20 protein-coding genes are annotated in these 18,632 nt (G+C 37.7%); 7 read left to right on the top strand and 13 right to left on the bottom strand.

Annotated elements, in window-relative coordinates:
- Nucleotides 1–14: 14 nt before the first annotated feature.
- The 12 genes from B2906_RS17875 to B2906_RS17820 all read right to left on the bottom strand — a co-directional run bounded on the left by B2906_RS17875 (nt 15) and on the right by B2906_RS17820 (nt 12,778).
- The gene (locus B2906_RS17875; protein WP_091653371.1) at nt 15–386 is read right to left on the bottom strand and encodes a four helix bundle protein; all 372 of its coding nucleotides are present in this window, start codon (nt 384–386) and stop codon (nt 15–17) included.
- 61 nt (nt 387–447) lie between these two features.
- A complete protein-coding gene (locus tag B2906_RS17870; protein ID WP_144605958.1) occupies nt 448–2,853 on the bottom strand; it encodes a 3-hydroxyacyl-CoA dehydrogenase/enoyl-CoA hydratase family protein in 2,406 nt (801 codons plus the stop codon).
- A gap of 47 nt (nt 2,854–2,900) precedes the next feature.
- Complete coding sequence (locus B2906_RS17865; protein WP_144605959.1) at nt 2,901–3,362, bottom strand: MarR family winged helix-turn-helix transcriptional regulator; 462 nt, start codon at nt 3,360–3,362, stop codon at nt 2,901–2,903.
- A gap of 255 nt (nt 3,363–3,617) precedes the next feature.
- The gene (locus tag B2906_RS17860) at nt 3,618–5,366 is read right to left on the bottom strand and encodes an AMP-dependent synthetase/ligase (RefSeq protein WP_144605960.1); all 1,749 of its coding nucleotides are present in this window, start codon (nt 5,364–5,366) and stop codon (nt 3,618–3,620) included.
- A gap of 532 nt (nt 5,367–5,898) precedes the next feature.
- Nucleotides 5,899–7,599, bottom strand: coding sequence for an Ig-like domain-containing domain (locus tag B2906_RS17855; protein ID WP_250161354.1), 1,701 nt, complete (start codon nt 7,597–7,599; stop codon nt 5,899–5,901).
- Nucleotides 7,596–8,390, bottom strand: coding sequence for a class I SAM-dependent methyltransferase (locus B2906_RS17850; protein WP_255590418.1), 795 nt, complete (start codon nt 8,388–8,390; stop codon nt 7,596–7,598). The genes B2906_RS17855 and B2906_RS17850 overlap by 4 nt, the downstream gene beginning before the upstream one ends.
- A gap of 100 nt (nt 8,391–8,490) precedes the next feature.
- Nucleotides 8,491–10,359 carry a tRNA uridine-5-carboxymethylaminomethyl(34) synthesis enzyme MnmG gene (mnmG, locus tag B2906_RS17845; protein WP_286942100.1) on the bottom strand — a complete coding sequence of 623 codons (1,869 nt, stop codon included), beginning with the start codon at nt 10,357–10,359 and terminating at the stop codon, nt 8,491–8,493.
- Nucleotides 10,360–10,437: 78 nt separating this feature from the next.
- Nucleotides 10,438–10,863 (bottom strand): rRNA maturation RNase YbeY, encoded by a 426-nt coding sequence (gene ybeY / locus B2906_RS17840; protein ID WP_144605963.1) that lies wholly within the window; start codon nt 10,861–10,863, stop codon nt 10,438–10,440.
- 1 nt (nt 10,864) lies between these two features.
- Nucleotides 10,865–11,266 (bottom strand): ATP-binding protein, encoded by a 402-nt coding sequence (locus tag B2906_RS17835; RefSeq protein ID WP_091653382.1) that lies wholly within the window; start codon nt 11,264–11,266, stop codon nt 10,865–10,867.
- Nucleotides 11,267–11,301: 35 nt separating this feature from the next.
- Nucleotides 11,302–12,066 (bottom strand): exodeoxyribonuclease III, encoded by a 765-nt coding sequence (locus tag B2906_RS17830; protein ID WP_144605964.1) that lies wholly within the window; start codon nt 12,064–12,066, stop codon nt 11,302–11,304.
- A gap of 2 nt (nt 12,067–12,068) precedes the next feature.
- Nucleotides 12,069–12,431 carry a hypothetical protein gene (locus B2906_RS17825; protein WP_144605965.1) on the bottom strand — a complete coding sequence of 121 codons (363 nt, stop codon included), beginning with the start codon at nt 12,429–12,431 and terminating at the stop codon, nt 12,069–12,071.
- Nucleotides 12,432–12,436: 5 nt separating this feature from the next.
- Nucleotides 12,437–12,778, bottom strand: coding sequence for a carboxymuconolactone decarboxylase family protein (locus B2906_RS17820; protein WP_091653386.1), 342 nt, complete (start codon nt 12,776–12,778; stop codon nt 12,437–12,439).
- Nucleotides 12,779–12,857: 79 nt separating this feature from the next.
- Between B2906_RS17820 and B2906_RS17815 the strand changes: the two genes are divergently transcribed.
- From B2906_RS17815 to B2906_RS17785, 7 genes are all read left to right on the top strand, one after another.
- Complete coding sequence (locus tag B2906_RS17815) at nt 12,858–13,556, top strand: ComF family protein (protein WP_219957362.1); 699 nt, start codon at nt 12,858–12,860, stop codon at nt 13,554–13,556.
- 5 nt (nt 13,557–13,561) lie between these two features.
- Nucleotides 13,562–14,104: a YfiT family bacillithiol transferase gene (locus B2906_RS17810; protein ID WP_144605968.1), complete on the top strand. Its 543-nt coding sequence runs from the start codon at nt 13,562–13,564 to the stop codon at nt 14,102–14,104.
- A 12-nt stretch (nt 14,105–14,116) separates the two neighbouring features.
- Entirely contained in the window at nt 14,117–14,875 is a 759-nt protein-coding gene (locus B2906_RS17805; protein WP_144605970.1) for an SDR family NAD(P)-dependent oxidoreductase, read from the top strand.
- Nucleotides 14,876–14,882: 7 nt separating this feature from the next.
- Nucleotides 14,883–16,298 carry a pyridoxal phosphate-dependent decarboxylase family protein gene (locus tag B2906_RS17800; protein WP_286942093.1) on the top strand — a complete coding sequence of 472 codons (1,416 nt, stop codon included), beginning with the start codon at nt 14,883–14,885 and terminating at the stop codon, nt 16,296–16,298.
- A 12-nt stretch (nt 16,299–16,310) separates the two neighbouring features.
- Nucleotides 16,311–16,874 carry a hypothetical protein gene (locus B2906_RS17795; RefSeq protein WP_286942091.1) on the top strand — a complete coding sequence of 188 codons (564 nt, stop codon included), beginning with the start codon at nt 16,311–16,313 and terminating at the stop codon, nt 16,872–16,874.
- Between the two features lie 97 nt (nt 16,875–16,971).
- Nucleotides 16,972–17,427, top strand: a complete 456-nt coding sequence (locus B2906_RS17790) for a PaaI family thioesterase (RefSeq protein ID WP_286942088.1) — start codon at nt 16,972–16,974, stop codon at nt 17,425–17,427.
- Between the two features lie 184 nt (nt 17,428–17,611).
- Nucleotides 17,612–18,028, top strand: a complete 417-nt coding sequence (locus tag B2906_RS17785) for a hypothetical protein (RefSeq protein WP_144605977.1) — start codon at nt 17,612–17,614, stop codon at nt 18,026–18,028.
- 16 nt (nt 18,029–18,044) lie between these two features.
- On the opposite strand, the gene B2906_RS17780 is transcribed toward B2906_RS17785, so the two are convergent.
- Nucleotides 18,045–18,584: an RNA methyltransferase gene (locus B2906_RS17780; protein WP_144605979.1), complete on the bottom strand. Its 540-nt coding sequence runs from the start codon at nt 18,582–18,584 to the stop codon at nt 18,045–18,047.
- Between the last annotated feature and the right edge of the window lie 48 nt (nt 18,585–18,632).

Here is an 18,632-nt window from a genome sequence, read left to right as displayed (position 1 = left end):
AGCGAGAGCATGAGCTAATAAGGGTTTGACTCTATGTTAGATTTGAGACCAATCAGCATTTTCTGTATTTCGTCAAGTTCAAGATTGATAGATTCGAATGCTTCTTGGTTCAACAATCCTACTCTAGTTGCGATAATCGTTTGAGTCTCCAATTCAAAACTTTCACCTAAACTTATATCAAGACAATTTGAAAACGCTTTCGAAGAATTTCTTGCGGTTCCTTCAGCAATATTTGAAGGAATAGATACACTAGATCTTCTCATTTGAGAGGTCATTCCGAATCTCTCTTCAGAAGGAAATAGGGCCGTTGTTTCATAAACTTTTACTGCCAAATCCACCGATTTTCTCCAAACAGTCAGGTTTTTAAAATTATGTCTCAACTTCATAAGTCATCTGGTAAAAATGTTTACTAATGGTCTCTAGATTCTCGATTCTAGCTTCTCATCTCTAATTTCTAAGCGGTTTTCCTTTAAATAGGATGCTATGAATCCTTTCTAAAGTCTTTTTCTCTCCCGTCAAACTCAGAAATGCTTCTCTTTCCAGATCCAGTAAATACTGTTCTGAAACCTCTGTTGGGGAAGACAAATCTCCTCCAGACATTACCCAAGCCAGTTTTCTGGCAATTTTTGCGTCGTGCTCTGAGATGTAAGCACCATATCTCATTCCGGTAATTCCAGCTTCAAATAGAGCTAAAGAGGTTTTTCCCAAAACTCGAATATTGCTTTGCTGAACAGGCTGAGTATAACCGGCCTCATGTAGCTCTAATACTTTTGCTTTTGCTTCAGCCAGTTGACGCTTTCTGTTTAAGGTGATGCCGTCCTGATTTCTCAGGTAACCCAGGTTTTTTGCCTCGGCAGCTGAAGTGGACACCTTGGCCATAGCAATATTCATGAAGTATTCCTGTAATAGGTTCAATTCCACATCTCCATCTTTCACGGTATTGGCAAAGCGTTTGGTCATTTCTTTGGTACCACCACCTGCAGGAATGAGGCCTACACCTACTTCCACTAATCCCATGTACAATTCTGCATGCGCCTGAATGTGATCAGCATGAAGGGATAGTTCACAACCCCCACCCAAGGCCATATTATGAGGAGCAACCACAACCGGAACCGAAGAATATCTAGCTCTCATCATGGTGTTTTGGAATTGCGCAATCATCAGATTGATTTCGTCAAATTCCTGATCTCCGGCAAACATGAACAACATTGCCAAGTTGGCTCCGGCTGAGAAGTTTCCTCCTTCATTTCCGATTACCAAACCTTTGTGGGACTTCTCCGCCATTCCAATCGCTGTGTTGATTCCTTCGATTACCTCAGCGCCCAGGGAGTTCATCTTGGTATGGAATTCCAATCCTATGACATCATCTCCCATATCATATACGCTTGCACCTGCATTTCCCCAGAGTTTTTTACCTGAAGCCTTGAGAGTATCCAACAATATAAAATCTTCTATACCCGGAATTTCTACGTATGATTTGGATGGGATATCGTAGTAGAGTTTTTTACCATTTTCAACTTTGTAGAAAGATTCATTTCCTGCTTTTAGCATTTCATGAATCCAATCAGCAGCTTTTTCACCCGCCGCTTCCATTTTTTCTACAGTTTCCTTCACTCCGAGAATATCCCAGGTTTCAAAAGGACCCAATTCCCAACCAAAACCCGCGCATACTGCTTGATCAATCCTGTACAATTCATCAGATATTTCTGGAATTCTATGAGAGCAATATTTGAATAAATCATAGAAAGAAGCTCTATAAAATTCACCGGCTTTATCATCAAAATTCATCAAGAATTTGATTCTCTTTTTCATATCCTCGATATCCTTTGCTGCTTCAAGTGCTTTGATTTTTGGTTTTTCTACATCCTTGTATTCAAAGGTTTCGAAATCCAATTCCTTGAGTTCTTTACTTCCGTCTTTGTGACGGATCATTTTAAAATAGCCTTGACCTGTTTTATCCCCGAACCATTTGTTGTTATATAAGACCTCCATAATTTTTGGAAGCTTAAACTTATCTCTGGACTCGTCGTGAGGAAGTGCTTTGTATAAGTTGTTGGCAACATTGACAGTAGTGTCCAAACCTACCACATCCATCGTTCTGAAGGTTGCTGATTTTGCCCTACCGATTACTGGTCCTGTCATCTTATCAATTTCAGATACACCAAATCCCATCTTCTCGATGGTATGCATCCCAGAAATAATGGCATAAACTCCAATTCTATTGGCAATAAAGGCCGGAGTATCTTTACAAAGCACAGTTTCCTTTCCAAGGAATCTATCTCCGTAATCCATCAAGAAATCAACAATTTCAGGATCAGTCTTAGGACCAGGAATGATTTCTAATAATCTTAAATATCTAGGCGGATTGAAAAAGTGAGTTCCTGCGAAATTTTTCTGGAAATCCTCACTTCTACCTTCACACATCATGTGCATAGGAATACCGGAAGTATTCGAGGTAATCAAAGTGCCAGGCTTTCTGAATTTTTCGACTTTTTCAAAAAGTTGTTGCTTGATATCCAACCTTTCAACAACTACCTCAATGATCCAGTCATAATCCTTAATTTTCGACAAATCATCATCAAAATTTCCTGTAGTGATCCTTGATGCAAAGGTTTTGTCGTAGATGGCAGAAGGATTCGACTTCAATGTATTTTGAAGTGCAGCAGTGACAATTCTGTTTCTTACAGCAGGATGTTCCTGGGTAAGGCCTTTCTTTTGCTCTTCTTCTGTGAGCTCAAAAGGTACAATGTCCAGTAAAAGCACCTGTACACCAATATTGGCAAAATGACAGGCAATTCTGGAACCCATTACTCCGGAACCTAAAACGGCTACTTTTTTAATGGTTTTGTTCATTTTTTTGGGTTTTTTGGTAGTCTTGATTCCAAGAAGAATCTTGGAAATTATAGTTCATATATAGGTTTATTCACTTCAATTCCGCTGAACTGGTCAATGACCATCTGGATTTTTTCAAAGGTGGCAAAGAAGCTTTCCAAATCTTTTTCAGGAATAACCTGTCGGATCTGTTCATTAAATTCTTTAATCGTCTTTACTGATATTTCCTTTTTTCGTTTTCCCTCTTCAGTCAGATAAATTCTCACTGATCGCTTATCCACCAAATCAGGTTTTTTGTAGACCAATCCTTTTTCTTCCATAGTCTTCAGCATACGGGTAAGACTTCTTGTTTCCAAGCCAAGCTTGGGAGCAATTTTGGTCGCGGGGGTTCCTTCTTTGGAATTGATATTGATCAATACAAAACCAATGGCAGTGGTAAAGCCTTCTTCGGCTGCATGCTGATTGTACATCCTGGATATAGCATGCCAGGCACTCTTAATGTGAAAATCTACTGTTTCTTCTCTCTTCATACGGATCTCCCATTGTTTTGAGGAGACCTAATTTAAAAAAATTTTGTATGCATGCATACTATATTTGAAAAAAAGTTATGCATGCATCACAAATATTGATTGGAATTAACAAATATTATAAAATATTATTTTAATTAATCTCAATGATTTGAATTTATCAGAATATAATTAATAAACTGAGGTTCTTTCGGAATTTTCTTTTGATTACTGGGATTAAGGACTTAAAAGTCATTTACAGAAACTTTTTGACTCAAATCAAACCTGATAAATGGCTTCTATTTCATCGGCATATTTCTGATGGATTACTTTTCGTTTCAATTTCATCGTAGGAGTCAGTTCACCTGATTCTACTCCCCAAGCTTCAGGCAGTAATCTAAAGCGTTTGATCTGCTCCCATTTTCCAAAATATTTATTGAGGGAATCCACCTCAGATTGGTACTTCTCCAGAATATCTTCTCTTTGGATCATTTCTCTATCAGTGGTGTAAGGAATATCCTTTCGCTTACAATATTCTCTCAATCCATCAAAACTCGGTACGATCAATGCACCAGGGAAATTTCTGTTATCACCTACGACAATCAACTGCTCAATCAAGGTTGATTCCTTGAATTTATTCTCCATCACCTGAGGCGCTATATATTTTCCTCCGGAGGTTTTAAACATCTCTTTTTTACGATCAGTGATTCGGAGATAATTTCCGTCAAGCTCACCTATGTCTCCTGTGTGGAACCAGCCATTCTTAAGTACCTCTGCGGTCATCTCGGGGTTCTTGTAGTACCCTTGCATGACATTGGGTCCTTTGACTAGGATTTCACCATCTTCTGCGATTTTCACTTCCACATCTTTGACAATCTTGCCGACCCAACCAATTCTGATTTCCTCATGATTGGAAATAGAAGCAGTCACCACGGGAGACGTTTCCGTCAGACCATAACCTTCACAGACTTTTATTCCTGCAGCCCAAAAAACTCTGGCCAATCTAGGTTGCAAGGCGGAGGCTCCAGAATTAATCTGCATAATATTTCCGCCTAATGCCTCTCTCCATTTTGAAAAAATGAGCTGGTTGGCAATTTTGAGTTGAAAATTATACCATCCACCCATATCTGCAGCAGGATCATATTTTAATCCAAGATTTAATGCCCAGAAAAATAATTGCTTTTTAATACCTGATAGCTCATAACCTTTTGCTACAATTTTGTCATAAACTTTTTCCAAAAGTCTCGGAACTGTATTGAATACGTGTGGTTGTACCTCCTTTAAATTTTCACCAATACTATCCATATTCTCTGCATAGTAAATCGAGAAACCCAAGTAGAAGAAACAGAAGGATGCTGTCCTCTCGAAAATGTGGCAAAGCGGAAGGAAACTTAAAACTTTGGAGGTACCTTCTGGTGGACTCATGATATGAGAAACCGACAAAACATTACTTAATACATTATGATGAGTTAACATCACTCCCTTTGGTCTCCCTGTCGTTCCGGATGTATAGATAATCGTAAATAAATCCTCGGATTTCACGGCAGCTTTTGATTTTTCCAATATGGAAAGATCACCAGAAAGGCCAGTCTCCTTTAAGGAAGTCCAGTGCTCAACGCCATCAATTTTGTCAAAAGAATAAATTTTGCGATCTCCTGCTACCTCAATCGCTTTCTCATAAATAGTAGTATCCCCAACAAAAATCATTTTGACTTCAGCATGATCAAATATGTAAGCATAATCATCACTGGTAATCGTTGGATACATAGGAACAGAAATCGCTCCTATTTGCTGCAAAGCCAAATCAACAAAATTCCATTCCGGTCTATTTTCTGAAATAATAGCCACTCTATCTCCTGCAGCAATATTTGCTTTCATGAAAGCCAAACTCAGATTATCAATGATCTCTTTGACATCTCTCGAAGAATAAGTAATCCATTCTCCATTTTCTTTTCTGGCAACGGCATCTGTTTTATCAAATTTGGCAATCTGATAAGGCACTAAATCAAAAAGACGGTTTAATTCCATGGGTTTATTGTTTATGAGCTAAGAGATCTATTGTCCGAAGGTTTGAGCTTTTCTTTTTAACTACTAACTCAAGTCTGCGGAAAACGGTTGATTTTTTGTTTGTATTGAAAATTGATTAGCTCCTAATATAACCAAAAAATAAAATTGAAAGGATAGCTATCCACAGTATTCACTTGCTTATAACTCTATTAGATTAATTTTTAAAAAATTTCTTATTAAGGTTATTAAGGCTGTGGAAATGTTGGTAAGTGTTGATTTCTTGATTCCCCACTTTCCTTCCAATCTTATACATTACTTATCTACGACTTATCCTCAGTTTATCCACTTGTATCTATTTGATCACAAAGATTTTATAGCTAACTCGATATTTTTGTGGATGAGCTCTGTGTTTTGAAAGGTGTCTAACTATGCTGTGGAAATCTTATGTGATCTCTGTTGATAGATCTTAGCTTATCCCCTTTTTCGTAGGCTTTACTTTTCAAACTCTTGCCTGTGGTGTATAAGTGTGAGTTAAGTCCACTTTATGCTTTACTTATCCACCGTCTTCTGATGGGTTGTCCACAGGTTTTTTCTGACTGATTCCAGTAGTTTTTGAAGGTTCAATGATGATTCCATCATTAGTCCATCCACCTCTGATGATGATATCCGTACTTGAATTTTCTGGATTTCTAAAATAGAAAATTCTTTCAGCCTGTCTGTTTTCAAAGAAGTTTCCTGGATCCCACCTTCCATTTCCATTTCTATCTTCTATGACTCTTATCTTATAAGTTCCTGCTTCTATCCGTTCAAAACGGAAATTATTGGTGTCTATAAGCTTCTTTTCTGCCTTTAATTCATCCTTGTTATCAATCAACTGTACCACAAATGGTGGTTCTGCATTATTAATTCTGCCGGCCAGTAAGTCTGCTAAAGTTTCTGGTCTGATTTTTCGATAATTAGCTTTTAATTCTTTTAGATTATACTGAAGCTGTATATCCTGAAAAGTAGAATCTGCAACTGTCAGAGTAACAACATCGGATTGTGTGCTGTCTGGAATGGATACCTTTAATCTGAGAACATTTCTCATACTTGAATCCTCAAAATAGTACATCTCTGGTCCTATTTTGATACTTCTCGCTGAGTCTAGTGGGATATAAAGAGAATCTGTGTGGATCTTTGTTATTGGCTTATTAAAGCTTAGAATGGCCTCCATAGTGCCAGTGAAATTTTTGCCCGAATTAGCTTTTACAGTTAATTCCTCTGGTTTTCTTTCATTGACTGGAAATTTGGCATAGATCAGCGTATCAATTTGATATCCTACAGAATCAATCAAATTAACCTTAAATGCTAAGCTATCAGGAATGCTTTTATCTGAAAATAAGCGAATCCTTTTGTCTTCTTTAGTGTAAAATATGCTCTTTCCCAGACTCTCATTTTCAAGCTTGATGTCTACCGCATTTTTATTGAGGATCAAATCATAGCTTCCATTAGTAAAAGATGATCTGAGTAATCTAATAGGTGTTAAATCCGCTTGAGATAGATTGAATATGGCTCCTTCAATATTTTCTTCAATGGTGATTGTGTCTTTTAAAAAATCGTGAGCCTCAGATTTGAATTCTGCCTTTAAACTGTTGTTAGCATCATTCCAAGCATAGGCTCTGTAATTTCCATTCTTGATATTGCTTATTTTGAATTGGCCTGTACTGTCTACTTGCGATATATAATAAGGTGCTGCAGCAAATAAATCTGTTGTGTCATTTTCTGGATATAAGCCTACCAATACGTTTTTGAAATCCGTCTGTTTATCTGGGAAATAGAAATTAACCTGACCACTCAATTCCAGGCTATCTATACTTGAACCTGTTGAAAAGACAATTTTTAGATTTTCTGCAGGATTTCCCTCTGATAAGTCCTGAACTGATTTTTGAAAATTGAATACGTAGGTAGTGTTATCTTCTAATTCCTGATTAAGTTCTATTGTGACAGTATTTTTTAAAGCGGTAGTTACCACCTCATCCTTTTTTACTCTTGGAGTAATGATGATATTTTTATTGGGGTTATCTAGTTTGATATATTCATCAAATACTAAGACTATCTCTTCGGGTTTGATATTTATTGATTGGTCTTTAGGATTTGCCTCCAATAATTTTGGTGGGTCTTCATCTCTAGGTCCTCCCTGAGGTGTACTTTGTTTTGCGCATTGAGTGAATAATGCAACAGAAAAAACTAATAGAAAGGTGTATTTTATCTTCACTTTTTCTGAAGGATATATAGGTTGCTTGAATAATTACCGGTCTTTCTTCCTGATTGATTTGATTTTAATCCTGTCCAAAATGACTTGCTGTAATTGCTTAGTATATTGGAATTTGGGTTCTGATATTTTTCTGATAAAAGCGACACATAATAACTGTCGAATATCATGGGCTTTTTTTCCTTGATACTTAAATCAAATTCTTCTGCCAGATAATTTATAGACTTTTCATTGAAATGATAAAGATGTCTAGGCACATCCCAACCTGCCCAGAATTTTCCATATCGATTTGCATCTTCACTTTCAAAATTTGGGATTGCTAAAATAATATAACCATCTGATTTTAAATGACTTAATACCTTTTTGAACCCTTTTCTTAAAGAATGAATATGTTCTAATACGTGGAATAGCGTAATAATATCAAACTCTTTCTTTAGATCTAAATCAATAAGATTTTTATGGACTTTTTGTTGCAGATTTTCTTTTGCCAGCTTCCTGGCATTTTTATTTGGCTCTAAGCCTTCTACATTCCATCCGTTCTTTTTGGTATAAGCTAAAAACTCTCCAGTTCCACAGCCTATATCCAAAATTGATTTCTCTGTTTTTAATGATTCTATCAACTTGAATTTTTTCTTGATAGAATATTTTCTGACTTTAGAATAGATCAGAGCTGTTAAAGATTTGCTCTTAGTAGAATGGGAGTAATATTCTGGAAAGTCATAATAAGGAGCTATCGCTTTTTCTGTTGGTCTAGGATTGGTAAATACCAACTGACATTTCGTGCATTTACACAAAATGAATCTCTCCTTACTTACAGCGAAATCCGGGATCTCGGTGTAATTAAGAAAAAGCCCACTCTTACAAAGCGGGCATTTTGTTAATCTTTCTACAGGTTTATCTTCCAAGGTAAACAGTCAATATGGATAGGTCAGCTGGTGATACCCCACTTATTCGGGAAGCTTGACCCAATGTTTCTGGTCTAATTTTATTCAATTTTTGTTTTCCTTCAGCAGATAAAGCAGGGATAGCTAAATAATCAAATCTCTGAGGGATTCTAAAGTTTTCCATATTAGAAAGCTTCTCCACCATTTGCTGTTCTTTTTCTATATAGCTATCGTATTTGATTTGAATTTCTGCTTGCTCTAATACTTCGGTTGGATATTTTGATAAATAAGTAGCCAATTCTTTATCCAGCTTCTTCAAATCACTGATCCCGATTTGAGGCCTTTTTAGAAGTTTTTCAGCACTGATTTTTTCCTTGATAGCAGCTGTATCAATAGCTTCCAGCCCCTCATTTGTTGTTTCGTCAGGAAGTAGCTTTTTCTGCTTCAAATCATTGATCAATTTTGCAGTTTGCTCTTTTTTATCCTGGATCTTATCAAATCTTTTTTGATCAGCTAAACCGATAGAATAACCCAACTCTGTTAATCTCAAATCAGCATTATCCTGTCTAAGCAATAATCGGAATTCAGCTCTGGAAGTGAACATTCTATAAGGCTCCTCTGTACCTTTATTGATTAGATCATCTATGAGTACTCCTATGTATGCATCTGATCTTTTCAATATAAATGGATCTTTTTCCTGAGTTTTCAGTGCTGCATTGATTCCTGCAATTAGACCCTGAGATGCCGCTTCTTCATATCCAGTTGTACCATTGATCTGACCTGCAAAGAATAGGTTTTCTACTAATTGTGTTTCAAGTGTGATCTTGAGTTGAGTTGGTGGGAAGAAGTCGTATTCTATGGCATATCCTGGTCGAAACATTTTTGCATTTTCAAAGCCTGGAATTTGCCTCATGGCTTTCTGCTGAACATCTTCCGGTAGAGAAGTAGAAAAACCGTTTACGTAGATTTCTACAGTGTTCCATCCTTCTGGTTCAACAAAAATTTGGTGCCTTTCTCTTTCAGCGAAGCGGTTGATTTTATCTTCAATTGATGGACAATAGCGCGGACCCAAGCCTTGAATTCGGCCATTAAACATAGGAGATCTGTCAAAACCAGTTTCCAGTGTTTGGTGTACATCCTTATTGGTGTAAGTAATCCAACATGACCTTTGTTCTTTTAAGGGACTTGTTTCATCAGAATAAGAGAATTTTTCAGGGTTCTCATCTCCGTGTTGAACTTCCATTTTGGAATAATCGAGGCTTCTACCATCTACTCTTGGAGGAGTTCCGGTTTTCATTCTTCCTGCCTCGAATCCCAAGCTCACCAATTGTTCTGTAATTCCTTTAGCTGCTGCTTCTCCGGTTCTGCCTCCTCCAAACTGTTTCTCTCCTATATGAATGATCCCATTTAGGAATGTTCCATTGGTTAGGACTACAGTTTCTGATTCTATTTCTAAACCTATTCCAGTTTTAACACCTACTACTCTATTGTCTTTGACAATGATTCCAGTAATCATTTCTTGCCAAAAGTCCACATTGGGAGTTGCTTCTAATGCCAATCTCCACTCTTCAGCAAACCTCATTCTGTCATTTTGAGACCTTGGAGACCACATGGCAGGACCTTTTGATCTATTGAGCATGCGAAATTGTATCATGGATTTATCTGAGATAATTCCAGACATACCTCCGAGTGCATCAATCTCCCGTACAATTTGCCCTTTAGCTACTCCACCCATTGCTGGATTGCAGGACATCTGTGCGATGGTATTCATGTTCATGGTACACAATAATACCTTAGAACCCATCTTTGCCGCGGCATGTGCTGCTTCACATCCGGCATGTCCTGCTCCTACTACTATGACATCATATTTTTGAAACATGATAATTTTCCTTTACTGTTTCACGTGGAACACTTACAGATTAAGTAAGTAATTTGGTTTACTGTTCCACGTGGAACACTATGATTTTTTATATAATTCAATAGCGAACTCTTCCTTGGTTCTCATGAGTTCTGCTTCTTCTTTTTTCTTGTCTTTGTATCCAATCAAATGAAATAAACCGTGACTTATCACCCGGCTTAATTCATCTTCCTCTTGGACTAGATGTTTGGATGCATTTTCCTGAACCCTATCAATACTGATGAAAATGTCTCCTTCGATAAGTCCATCTTCTTCTGAATTGTCAAAGGTGATAATATCTGTATAAGTGTGGTGATTTAAATACTCCACATTGATTTGGTACAAATATTCATCTGAACAGAAAATATAATTGAGATCTGAAATTTGATAGGCTTCCGATTTGGCTATTTCCTTAAGCCATTGCTTTCTCTTGTTTTTCTGCTTGAGCTGAAAAGGGCTGTCTTCAGTAAAGAAATTAATCGCCATGTTAATCCATGTAAAAGGAAAGGATTGTTTTCTTTCCGTTTTCTTCAAACTTTACCTCATCAGTCAAATGTCGAATCAAGAAGATTCCTCTGCCTCCTGGTTTGGCGATATTTTCCGGGGAAGTAGGATCAGGTAATTGTTCCAAATCAAAACCCTCTCCTTCATCTTCGATGATGAATTGCAGTTGATCCTCTTCTGCTTTCAATTCCAGATGAACCAGCTTGTTCTTGTTACTTTGGTTTCCGTGAATGATAGCATTACTGATACATTCTGTGACAGAAATCATAATATTCCCATAGATATCATCATTGATTTCAAACTTCTCGCGAGCATTGTCAATGAAGCTCTCAATGATTTTTATGTTCTCAATCAGTGATGGTATTGAAATTTTTATAGAATTCATTCCTTTTATATGCTATGGGTAATATTTATTTGCGTTTAATCTTCAATTTCTAAAACAATCGGACAATGATCCGAATGCACCACATTTGGCAAAATTACTGAGCTTTTTAATTTGTTCTGCATTTCCGCAGTAGCCATATGATAATCTATACGCCATCCCAGATTTTTTGATCGTGCATTTGCCCGATAACTCCACCAAGTGTATTGATGAGGGTCTGGATTAAAGTGTCTGAAACTATCCACAAATCCTGATTCGGTGAATTTATCCATCCAGGCTCTTTCTTCTGGCAAGAATCCTGAAGAGTTTTTATTTGACACAGGATTATGAATATCTATGGCCTTGTGACAAATATTATAATCTCCGCTTAAAATCAAATTAGGATGCTCTTTTCTCAAATCTTGCATATATCCATAGATATCATCCAAGAACTCATATTTGAAGTCTTGTCGAATATCTCCAGTGGTTCCTGAAGGAAAATACGCAGATAAAAAGGAGAAATTATCAAATACTGCTTGAATCAATCTTCCTTCATCATCGTATTTGTCCAAACCCATTCCCATTTTGATTGATTTGGGTTTGATTTTGGTAAATATGGCTACTCCGGAATATCCCTTTTTGACAGCAGGAAACCAATGTAACTCATATCCTAAGTCAGTAAATATACTTGGTTCAATTTGGGAAATATCTGCTTTAAGTTCTTGAATTCCAATGATATCTGGGTTTTCAGTCTTCAACCAATCCACAAATCCTTTGTTGATGGCAGCCCTGATTCCATTTACATTGTATGAAATAATTTTCATGCTTAATCAATCTCTATTTGGTACTCTTTTTCAAAATATTCCAAAACCTGAATCTTCAGGAGCTTTTCCTGCTCCAATAAATCGAAGTGAGGAAGTTCTTTTATTAGTTTCCAATGAGGCCAGCCTTCTTGATCTACAAAATCCAATTCGTAAAATCCTGCTAGACTTAAGACCTTGCAAACAGCAATATGCATCAAATCCTGCTTTTGCTCCTTTGAAAATGTCTTGGCCCCTTTTCCTAGTTCCTGAACACCTATTAGAAATAAAACTCCATTGAGATCTTTGGGTTTTTTCCCAATAGTATCTTCCAGCCCAACCAATAGTTTGGACCATTTTCTCTCCAGGTCTAGATCTTTTTTAAACACTTATATTATTGATTTTCAAGTTCTTCCCAATATTCGGTCGCCCTTCTTAAATGAGGAATGACGATGCTGCCACCTATTAATGTTGCGATGGAGAATACTTCAAATATTTCTTTGGAATTGAGCCCAGCTTCGTGGCATTTTCCCAAATGATATTTGATACAATCGTCGCATCTCAAAACCATGGAGCAGGCTAGACCGATCATTTCTTTCGTTTTGATATCCAAAGCACCTTCTGCATAAGCATTGGTGTCAAGATTGAAAAATCGCTTGATCACTTTATTGTCCGCGGCCATGATTTTATCATTCATGCGGGCTCTGTAATCGTTGAATTCCTCTATAAGATTCATTAAATTAATGGTTTAGGATAAATCTGCCGCAAATATACAGCTATTCTGCAAGCAGTTTGAATAACAGCAACTAATGCGTATGCGTTTACTTTTTGTCAAAGATTTTTTGGATTTAATTTTTCCCCGCAATTGCGAGCTGTGCACAAGGGCTCTTTTCGACTACGAGTTTTGTCTTTGTACGATTTGTGAAGGCAAACTTCCAATAACTAGCTATCATCTTCGGGCAACTGACAATGATTTGAAGGATAAATTGCAGGGGTTGACAAGGGTTTTAAGAGTTTTGGCCTTTTTGAAGTTTACAAAAAATGGTAAAAGTCAGCGCTTACTTCATCAGCTGAAATACCGAAATAAGCCTCAAGTCGGATATTATTTGGGTAAAAAGTATGGTCAACTACTCTTAAAACAAGATTATTCAAAAAGCTGGGACTGCATTGTTCCGGTACCCTTACACCGAATGAAACTGAAAAGAAGGGGATACAATCAAAGTGAGGAATTTGCCAAAGGGCTTGCTGAAAGTCTGGGTATTCAAATGGAGAATATTTTAGAGAGAATAGTAGCAACAGAAACTCAAACCAAAAAAAGCAGACTGGAAAGAATGGGAAATGTAGAGGAGGTTTTTCAATTAAAAAGCAATATTTCAGTTCAAAACAGAAACATCTTACTAGTGGACGATGTCATTACTACCGGAGCAACTTTATGCTCCAGTGCAAATGTACTTTTGGCCAATGGGGCAAAAAACGTAGATTTAGCAACCATAGCCGCAGGAGGCAAAATTTAAACCCTATGATTGATATAGAGCATTTAAAGTACCCTATCGGAAAATTTCAGTTTGATCCTGAATCTGCCGAGGAAAATCTCAAAGAGGCGATCGAACAGATAAAATTACTGCCCGAGAACCTAAATAAGGCATTGAGAAATCTCAATGAATCTCAAATAAACACTCCCTACCGGCCTGGAGGTTGGACTGTTCGTCAAGTGGTCCATCATATTGCTGACAGTCACATGAATGCTCTTATCCGTTTCAAATTGGCTTTGACGGAAGATAACCCTACTATCAAACCTTATGATGAGGCTGCATGGGCCAAAATGTCTGATTATGATCTTGCAGTAAATCCTTCTTTGGATTTGATACGAATCATACATTTCAAATGGGTAGTACTTCTGGAAAAAATGGAGCTGAGCGATTTCCATAAAACCTATTATCACCCGGAAAATAAGAGGCAACAAAGCCTTTTGGAAGTTGCTTTGATGTACAGTTGGCACTCCCAACACCATCTCGCTCATATTCAGCACTTGGCCATTCGGGAGAACTGGGTTACAAAATAATATTTTGCTATCATGAACATTTCTCTAAAAAACCAAAGAATATTGGTCACAGGTGCTTCCAGAGGCATAGGAAGAGCTATAGCTCGTCAACTTTCTGAATCTGGAGCTGAAGTAATCGTCCATTTTAATTCCAATGCTGAGGAAGCAGAGTCTTTGTTGAGTCAATTCAAAACTCCAGGATTCATGGAGTCTTGTGATTTATCGGATTCCGGAAAAGTAGTGGGTTTTATTCCTGCATTAATAAAAAAATATGGGCCATTAACCGGATTGGTGAATAATGCCGGGGTTTCTATTCCTGCAAAAGATACTTTGCCTACCGATGAATGGCTGAAAATTTGGGAAAAAACCATGGCGATTAATTCCACAGCAGTTGGAATTCTTTGTAAAGAGTTTGTTGATCAGGCTAAAAGCCAGCAGAACGGTCGGATCATTACTATTTCTTCTAGAGCAGCTTTTCGAGGAGATACTACCGATTATCTGGCCTATGCGGCATCCAAAGGCTCCTTGGTAAGTTTGACAAGGTCAATTGCACGGCATTATGGGAAAATAGGCATTAAAGCCTTTTTAATTGCTCCAGGGTTTACCAGGACAGACATGGCAAATGAGATTTTATCGGAGTACGGAGAGGATTTTGCGCTAAATGATATTGCCTTGAACGAGCTGACTCTCCCTGAGGACATTGCTCCTATGGTCACCTTGCTTTGTTCTGGATTGGCTGATCATGCTACCGGAACTTCAATTGATATCAATGCAGGATCTTACGTGAGATAAAAACCCTATGGATAAGCAGGAATTTAGAAAGAGAGCCCATCAGTTAGTTGATTGGATGGCAGATTACTTGGAGGAGAAGGAAAAATATCCGGTTACACCCAATACAGAGCCCAAAACTATATACAATCAGCTTCCTAAAAATGCCCCTGAAAAGGGAGAATCATTCGATCAGATTTTTGAGGATTTTGAAAAAATAATTCTTCCTGGAATGACGCATTGGCAGCATCCCGCCTTTTTTGGCTACTTCCCGGCGAATAATTCAGAACCTTCCATCTTGGCAGAAATGCTGATGTCAACTTTGGGTGCTCAATGCATGTCTTGGTTGACTTCCCCCGCAGCCACGGAATTGGAAGAAAGAGTTTGTGATTGGTTGAGAGACGCCAAGGGAATAGATTCATCCTGGAAAGGAGTCATTCACGATACTGCGAGCACCGCAACCTTAAGCGCAATATTAACTGCAAGAGAAAAAGCCAGCCATTATCAAATCAATGAAAAGGGCTTTGTTGGAGATAAGGTTTTTCGGGTTTATTCATCTTCCCATGTTCACTCTTCAATCGATAAGGCGATAAAGATCGCTGGTTTGGGTGTTCAAAATTTGGTACGAATCCCAGTGAATCAGGAATTTGCCATGATTCCTGAGGAATTGGAAAAAGCGATAGTGGAAGATTTGAAAAATGGATTTTATCCACTTTGTGTGGTTTCTGCTTTGGGTACCACCAGTTCAACTGCAGTTGATCCTATCGATGAGATCAGTCAAATCACGCAGAAACATGGGCTTTGGCATCATATAGATGCAGCTTTTGCTGGAACGGCTCTGATTTTACCTGAATATCAGTGTTTGATGCAGGGACATGAAAAAGCGGATAGCTATGTTTTCAATCCTCATAAGTGGATGTTCACCAATTTCGACTGTACCGTCTTATTCTTAAAGGAACCACAATATTTGGTAAATACTTTTTCGCTCACACCCGAATACCTGAAGACTCAATTGGACAATGAAGTCAACAATTACCGAGACTGGGGCATACAACTGGGTAGACGATTTCGGGCTCTGAAATTGTGGTTTGTCCTGAGAACTTATGGATTGGAAGGAATTCGGGAAAAACTCAGAAATCATCTAAAACTGGCAAAAACAGTTGAGGAATGGATATCTAAGCATGAAAGTCTTGAGATATTGGCGCCAGTAAATTTCAACACAATCTGTTTTCGATATTCTCAGGCAGATTTATCAGTAGAAAGGCTAAATGTTATCAATGAAAAGTGGATGAATGAAGTCAATGCTAGTGGAAAGGCATTTTTTTCACATACTAAACTCGAGGGTAAATTTGTCATTCGCTGGGTAATTGGCCAGACTGATGTGGAACAAAAACATCTTGAAAGTGCATGGGTTTTATTAAAAGAAAAGCTTCAAAGCATTCTTTAATACTATCTGTGTATGGCTGCAAAAGATCCGGTTTTAACTCCTGAGTTACTGAAAATCATCAAAATATTCGGAATAGCGTCCATTTTGATGGTTTTGGGTCTTTCCTTTTTCAATTCAAGAAGAGCCAACAATACGGGAGAAGACTTAACCTTTCGGATGAGTGATGCTGCAAGAATCTATTTTTTAAATATGAAGGCCATCAATTATAATAGAGAAATCCGTTCTGATGCAGGTATGACCTTATTCAGACACGAAGATTTGAGTGTGAAAAATGATGAAGCTGGAATTCAATTGGTGTTGATTTTAAATCCACCTAAAGATGAGGCTTACTTATACCTCGAGCCACAAAATTTTGATTGGCCAATTCAAATCAAATCGGGCGGAGAAACTTTCATTTTTAAAAATGGAAATAAATCAGATCATTTGTCAGCAATAAATCAACTAAAGGCCTTGATTGAAAATGGAAAAATGATTTTTTTAGTCCAAAATGAAAGAGAAATCCCGCTTTGGGAAGAAGAATCAGAAAAAGATGCACTCAAGCAGGTATTTGAAGACTACGCGCGCTTGGTGGAATAAGGTTTTTTTCATTGAGTTTAGAGTTTATCACAAAATATTGTTCATCCCTCTTTATTTTTAAACCCCTTCTAATACAAAATAATAATATCCCTAATTCATGAAAAAAGAGTCGAAGGCATTGCAATCGTTTCAGTCTCTTGTAGGCAAAACCTTAGATAAAACTCCATCAGCAGCAGGTAACTGGTTGGCTGGTACATTGAAAGAAGTAAGTGAGAAGCATATCAAGGTGGCTTACACTGTAAGAGCGGAAATGTGCAATCCTGCAAAAATTTTACATGGTGGAATAGCTTCGTTGATGTTGGACGACGTGATTGGAATGGGAAATTTTGTTGCCGGCTCAGAATATCTGATGACCAGCATTAATTTGAATGTTGACTTCTTATCTCCTGCTCAAATTGGAGAAGTCTTGGAGGTGAGTGCAGAGTTAATCCGTTCGGGCTCAAACCTGAACCATTGGGAAGCAGTGATCCAGAAAGACTCAGGCAAGATTGTGGCAAAAGCAAGTTCAAATATGATCAAAACCCACGTTAAGCTGAGTGATTTAGGTTTTTAATATCAAATACAATTAAATTTTAATCAATTTAAATAAAGCCTTTAGAATTCAATTGGAATGATTCTTCTGGCATATCCTTAAAAACTACTATTACATGAAATCGAGCATCGGGGAACCTGTGCGAGATTGTCCCGAATCAAGTTCGGGACAAGCTATATGGCCCTTTAAAAACAAATTATATCATATGAAAAAAATTTTACTGACGCTTATTTTTTGCGTTTCCTTTGCATTTTTGTCTCAGGCCCAATGGACTGTTTCCTATCATCAGAGTGATCTACCCTTTTTGGGAATTAATAAGCAGCTAGGTGAAAAATGGATTCCGGAGTTTCGCCTAGGGGCCAATAATTTCACACGATTTCTGAGTTTGGAGCTAGTTGCGAACTATATGGTCAAATCTGATGAGGACCTTCAGATTTACCTGGGATTTGGAGGAAGAGCTAATTTATTTCCGGGACTTGTTTTTCCTGCCGGGATTAATTACTACCCATTTGCTAAAAAAGAATTTGGTTTTCATTTTGAAGCGGCACCTTTGGTTTCATTCCAAAATGGAGCCTTGTTAAGAGGATCTTTAGGCTTTAGATATCGCTTTCTGAAAAACTGATCGGAGTTGGGGGCTTTTAGGAATCGAAAGCCTCCAATTTTACCATCAGATCCCAGACTGCAATTCCCAAGGAAACAGAAATATTCAGGGAATGCTTTGTGCCAAGTTGAGGGATTTCCAAGACTTGATTGCAAGCTTTCAAAACTTCCTCCTCTACTCCAAAAACCTCATTTCCGAAAATCAAGGCATATTTTTTATTAGGTTCTGGCTTGAACTCGTTTAGAAGTATGGATTGGTCAACTTGTTCTAAGGCGCAAAGCTGATAACCTTCCGCCTTCAATTTGTGAACAGCCTCCATGGTATTCAGACAATATTCCCACTCTACAGACTCTGTGGCTCCCAAGGCAGTCTTCTGTATATCACGATGAGGAGGAGTTCCAGTAATTCCACAGAGATAAATCTTCTCCACTCTGAATGCATCCCCGGTCCGAAAGGCCGATCCTACATTATTCAGGCTTCTTACATTATCCAAAACCAGAGCAATGGGTGATTTTTTGGTTTCCTTAAACTCTTCAACGGAGAGCCTTTCCAACTCTTCCATACTTAATTTCTTCATCTTTTTTGATCTCCCTTGCTTATAGGCTATTTTCAAACTTAATTCGTT

Origin of the sequence: Algoriphagus sp. UBA3586, from assembly GCF_002376385.1 — a bacterium.
Classification (GTDB): domain Bacteria; phylum Bacteroidota; class Bacteroidia; order Cytophagales; family Cyclobacteriaceae; genus Algoriphagus; species Algoriphagus ornithinivorans.
This window is presented reverse-complemented; position numbering and strand designations above follow the sequence as displayed.

What these genes read in the sequence shown, in the direction of transcription:
- B2906_RS17875 (WP_091653371.1), bottom strand. Translation starts at nt 386, where the DNA reads ATGAAGTTGAGACATAATTTTAAAAACCTGACTGTTTGGAGAAAATCG.
- B2906_RS17870 (WP_144605958.1), bottom strand. Translation starts at nt 2,853, where the DNA reads ATGAACAAAACCATTAAAAAAGTAGCCGTTTTAGGTTCCGGAGTAATG.
- B2906_RS17865 (WP_144605959.1), bottom strand. Translation starts at nt 3,362, where the DNA reads ATGAAGAGAGAAGAAACAGTAGATTTTCACATTAAGAGTGCCTGGCAT.
- B2906_RS17860 (WP_144605960.1), bottom strand. Translation starts at nt 5,366, where the DNA reads ATGGAATTAAACCGTCTTTTTGATTTAGTGCCTTATCAGATTGCCAAA.
- mnmG (WP_286942100.1), bottom strand. Translation starts at nt 10,359, where the DNA reads ATGTTTCAAAAATATGATGTCATAGTAGTAGGAGCAGGACATGCCGGA.
- ybeY (WP_144605963.1), bottom strand. Translation starts at nt 10,863, where the DNA reads ATGGCGATTAATTTCTTTACTGAAGACAGCCCTTTTCAGCTCAAGCAG.
- B2906_RS17835 (WP_091653382.1), bottom strand. Translation starts at nt 11,266, where the DNA reads ATGAATTCTATAAAAATTTCAATACCATCACTGATTGAGAACATAAAA.
- B2906_RS17830 (WP_144605964.1), bottom strand. Translation starts at nt 12,066, where the DNA reads ATGAAAATTATTTCATACAATGTAAATGGAATCAGGGCTGCCATCAAC.
- B2906_RS17820 (WP_091653386.1), bottom strand. Translation starts at nt 12,778, where the DNA reads ATGAATCTTATAGAGGAATTCAACGATTACAGAGCCCGCATGAATGAT.
- B2906_RS17815 (WP_219957362.1), top strand. Translation starts at nt 12,858, where the DNA reads ATGCGTTTACTTTTTGTCAAAGATTTTTTGGATTTAATTTTTCCCCGC.
- B2906_RS17810 (WP_144605968.1), top strand. Translation starts at nt 13,562, where the DNA reads ATGATTGATATAGAGCATTTAAAGTACCCTATCGGAAAATTTCAGTTT.
- B2906_RS17805 (WP_144605970.1), top strand. Translation starts at nt 14,117, where the DNA reads ATGAACATTTCTCTAAAAAACCAAAGAATATTGGTCACAGGTGCTTCC.
- B2906_RS17800 (WP_286942093.1), top strand. Translation starts at nt 14,883, where the DNA reads ATGGATAAGCAGGAATTTAGAAAGAGAGCCCATCAGTTAGTTGATTGG.
- B2906_RS17795 (WP_286942091.1), top strand. Translation starts at nt 16,311, where the DNA reads ATGGCTGCAAAAGATCCGGTTTTAACTCCTGAGTTACTGAAAATCATC.
- B2906_RS17790 (WP_286942088.1), top strand. Translation starts at nt 16,972, where the DNA reads ATGAAAAAAGAGTCGAAGGCATTGCAATCGTTTCAGTCTCTTGTAGGC.
- B2906_RS17785 (WP_144605977.1), top strand. Translation starts at nt 17,612, where the DNA reads ATGAAAAAAATTTTACTGACGCTTATTTTTTGCGTTTCCTTTGCATTT.
- B2906_RS17780 (WP_144605979.1), bottom strand. Translation starts at nt 18,584, where the DNA reads ATGAAGAAATTAAGTATGGAAGAGTTGGAAAGGCTCTCCGTTGAAGAG.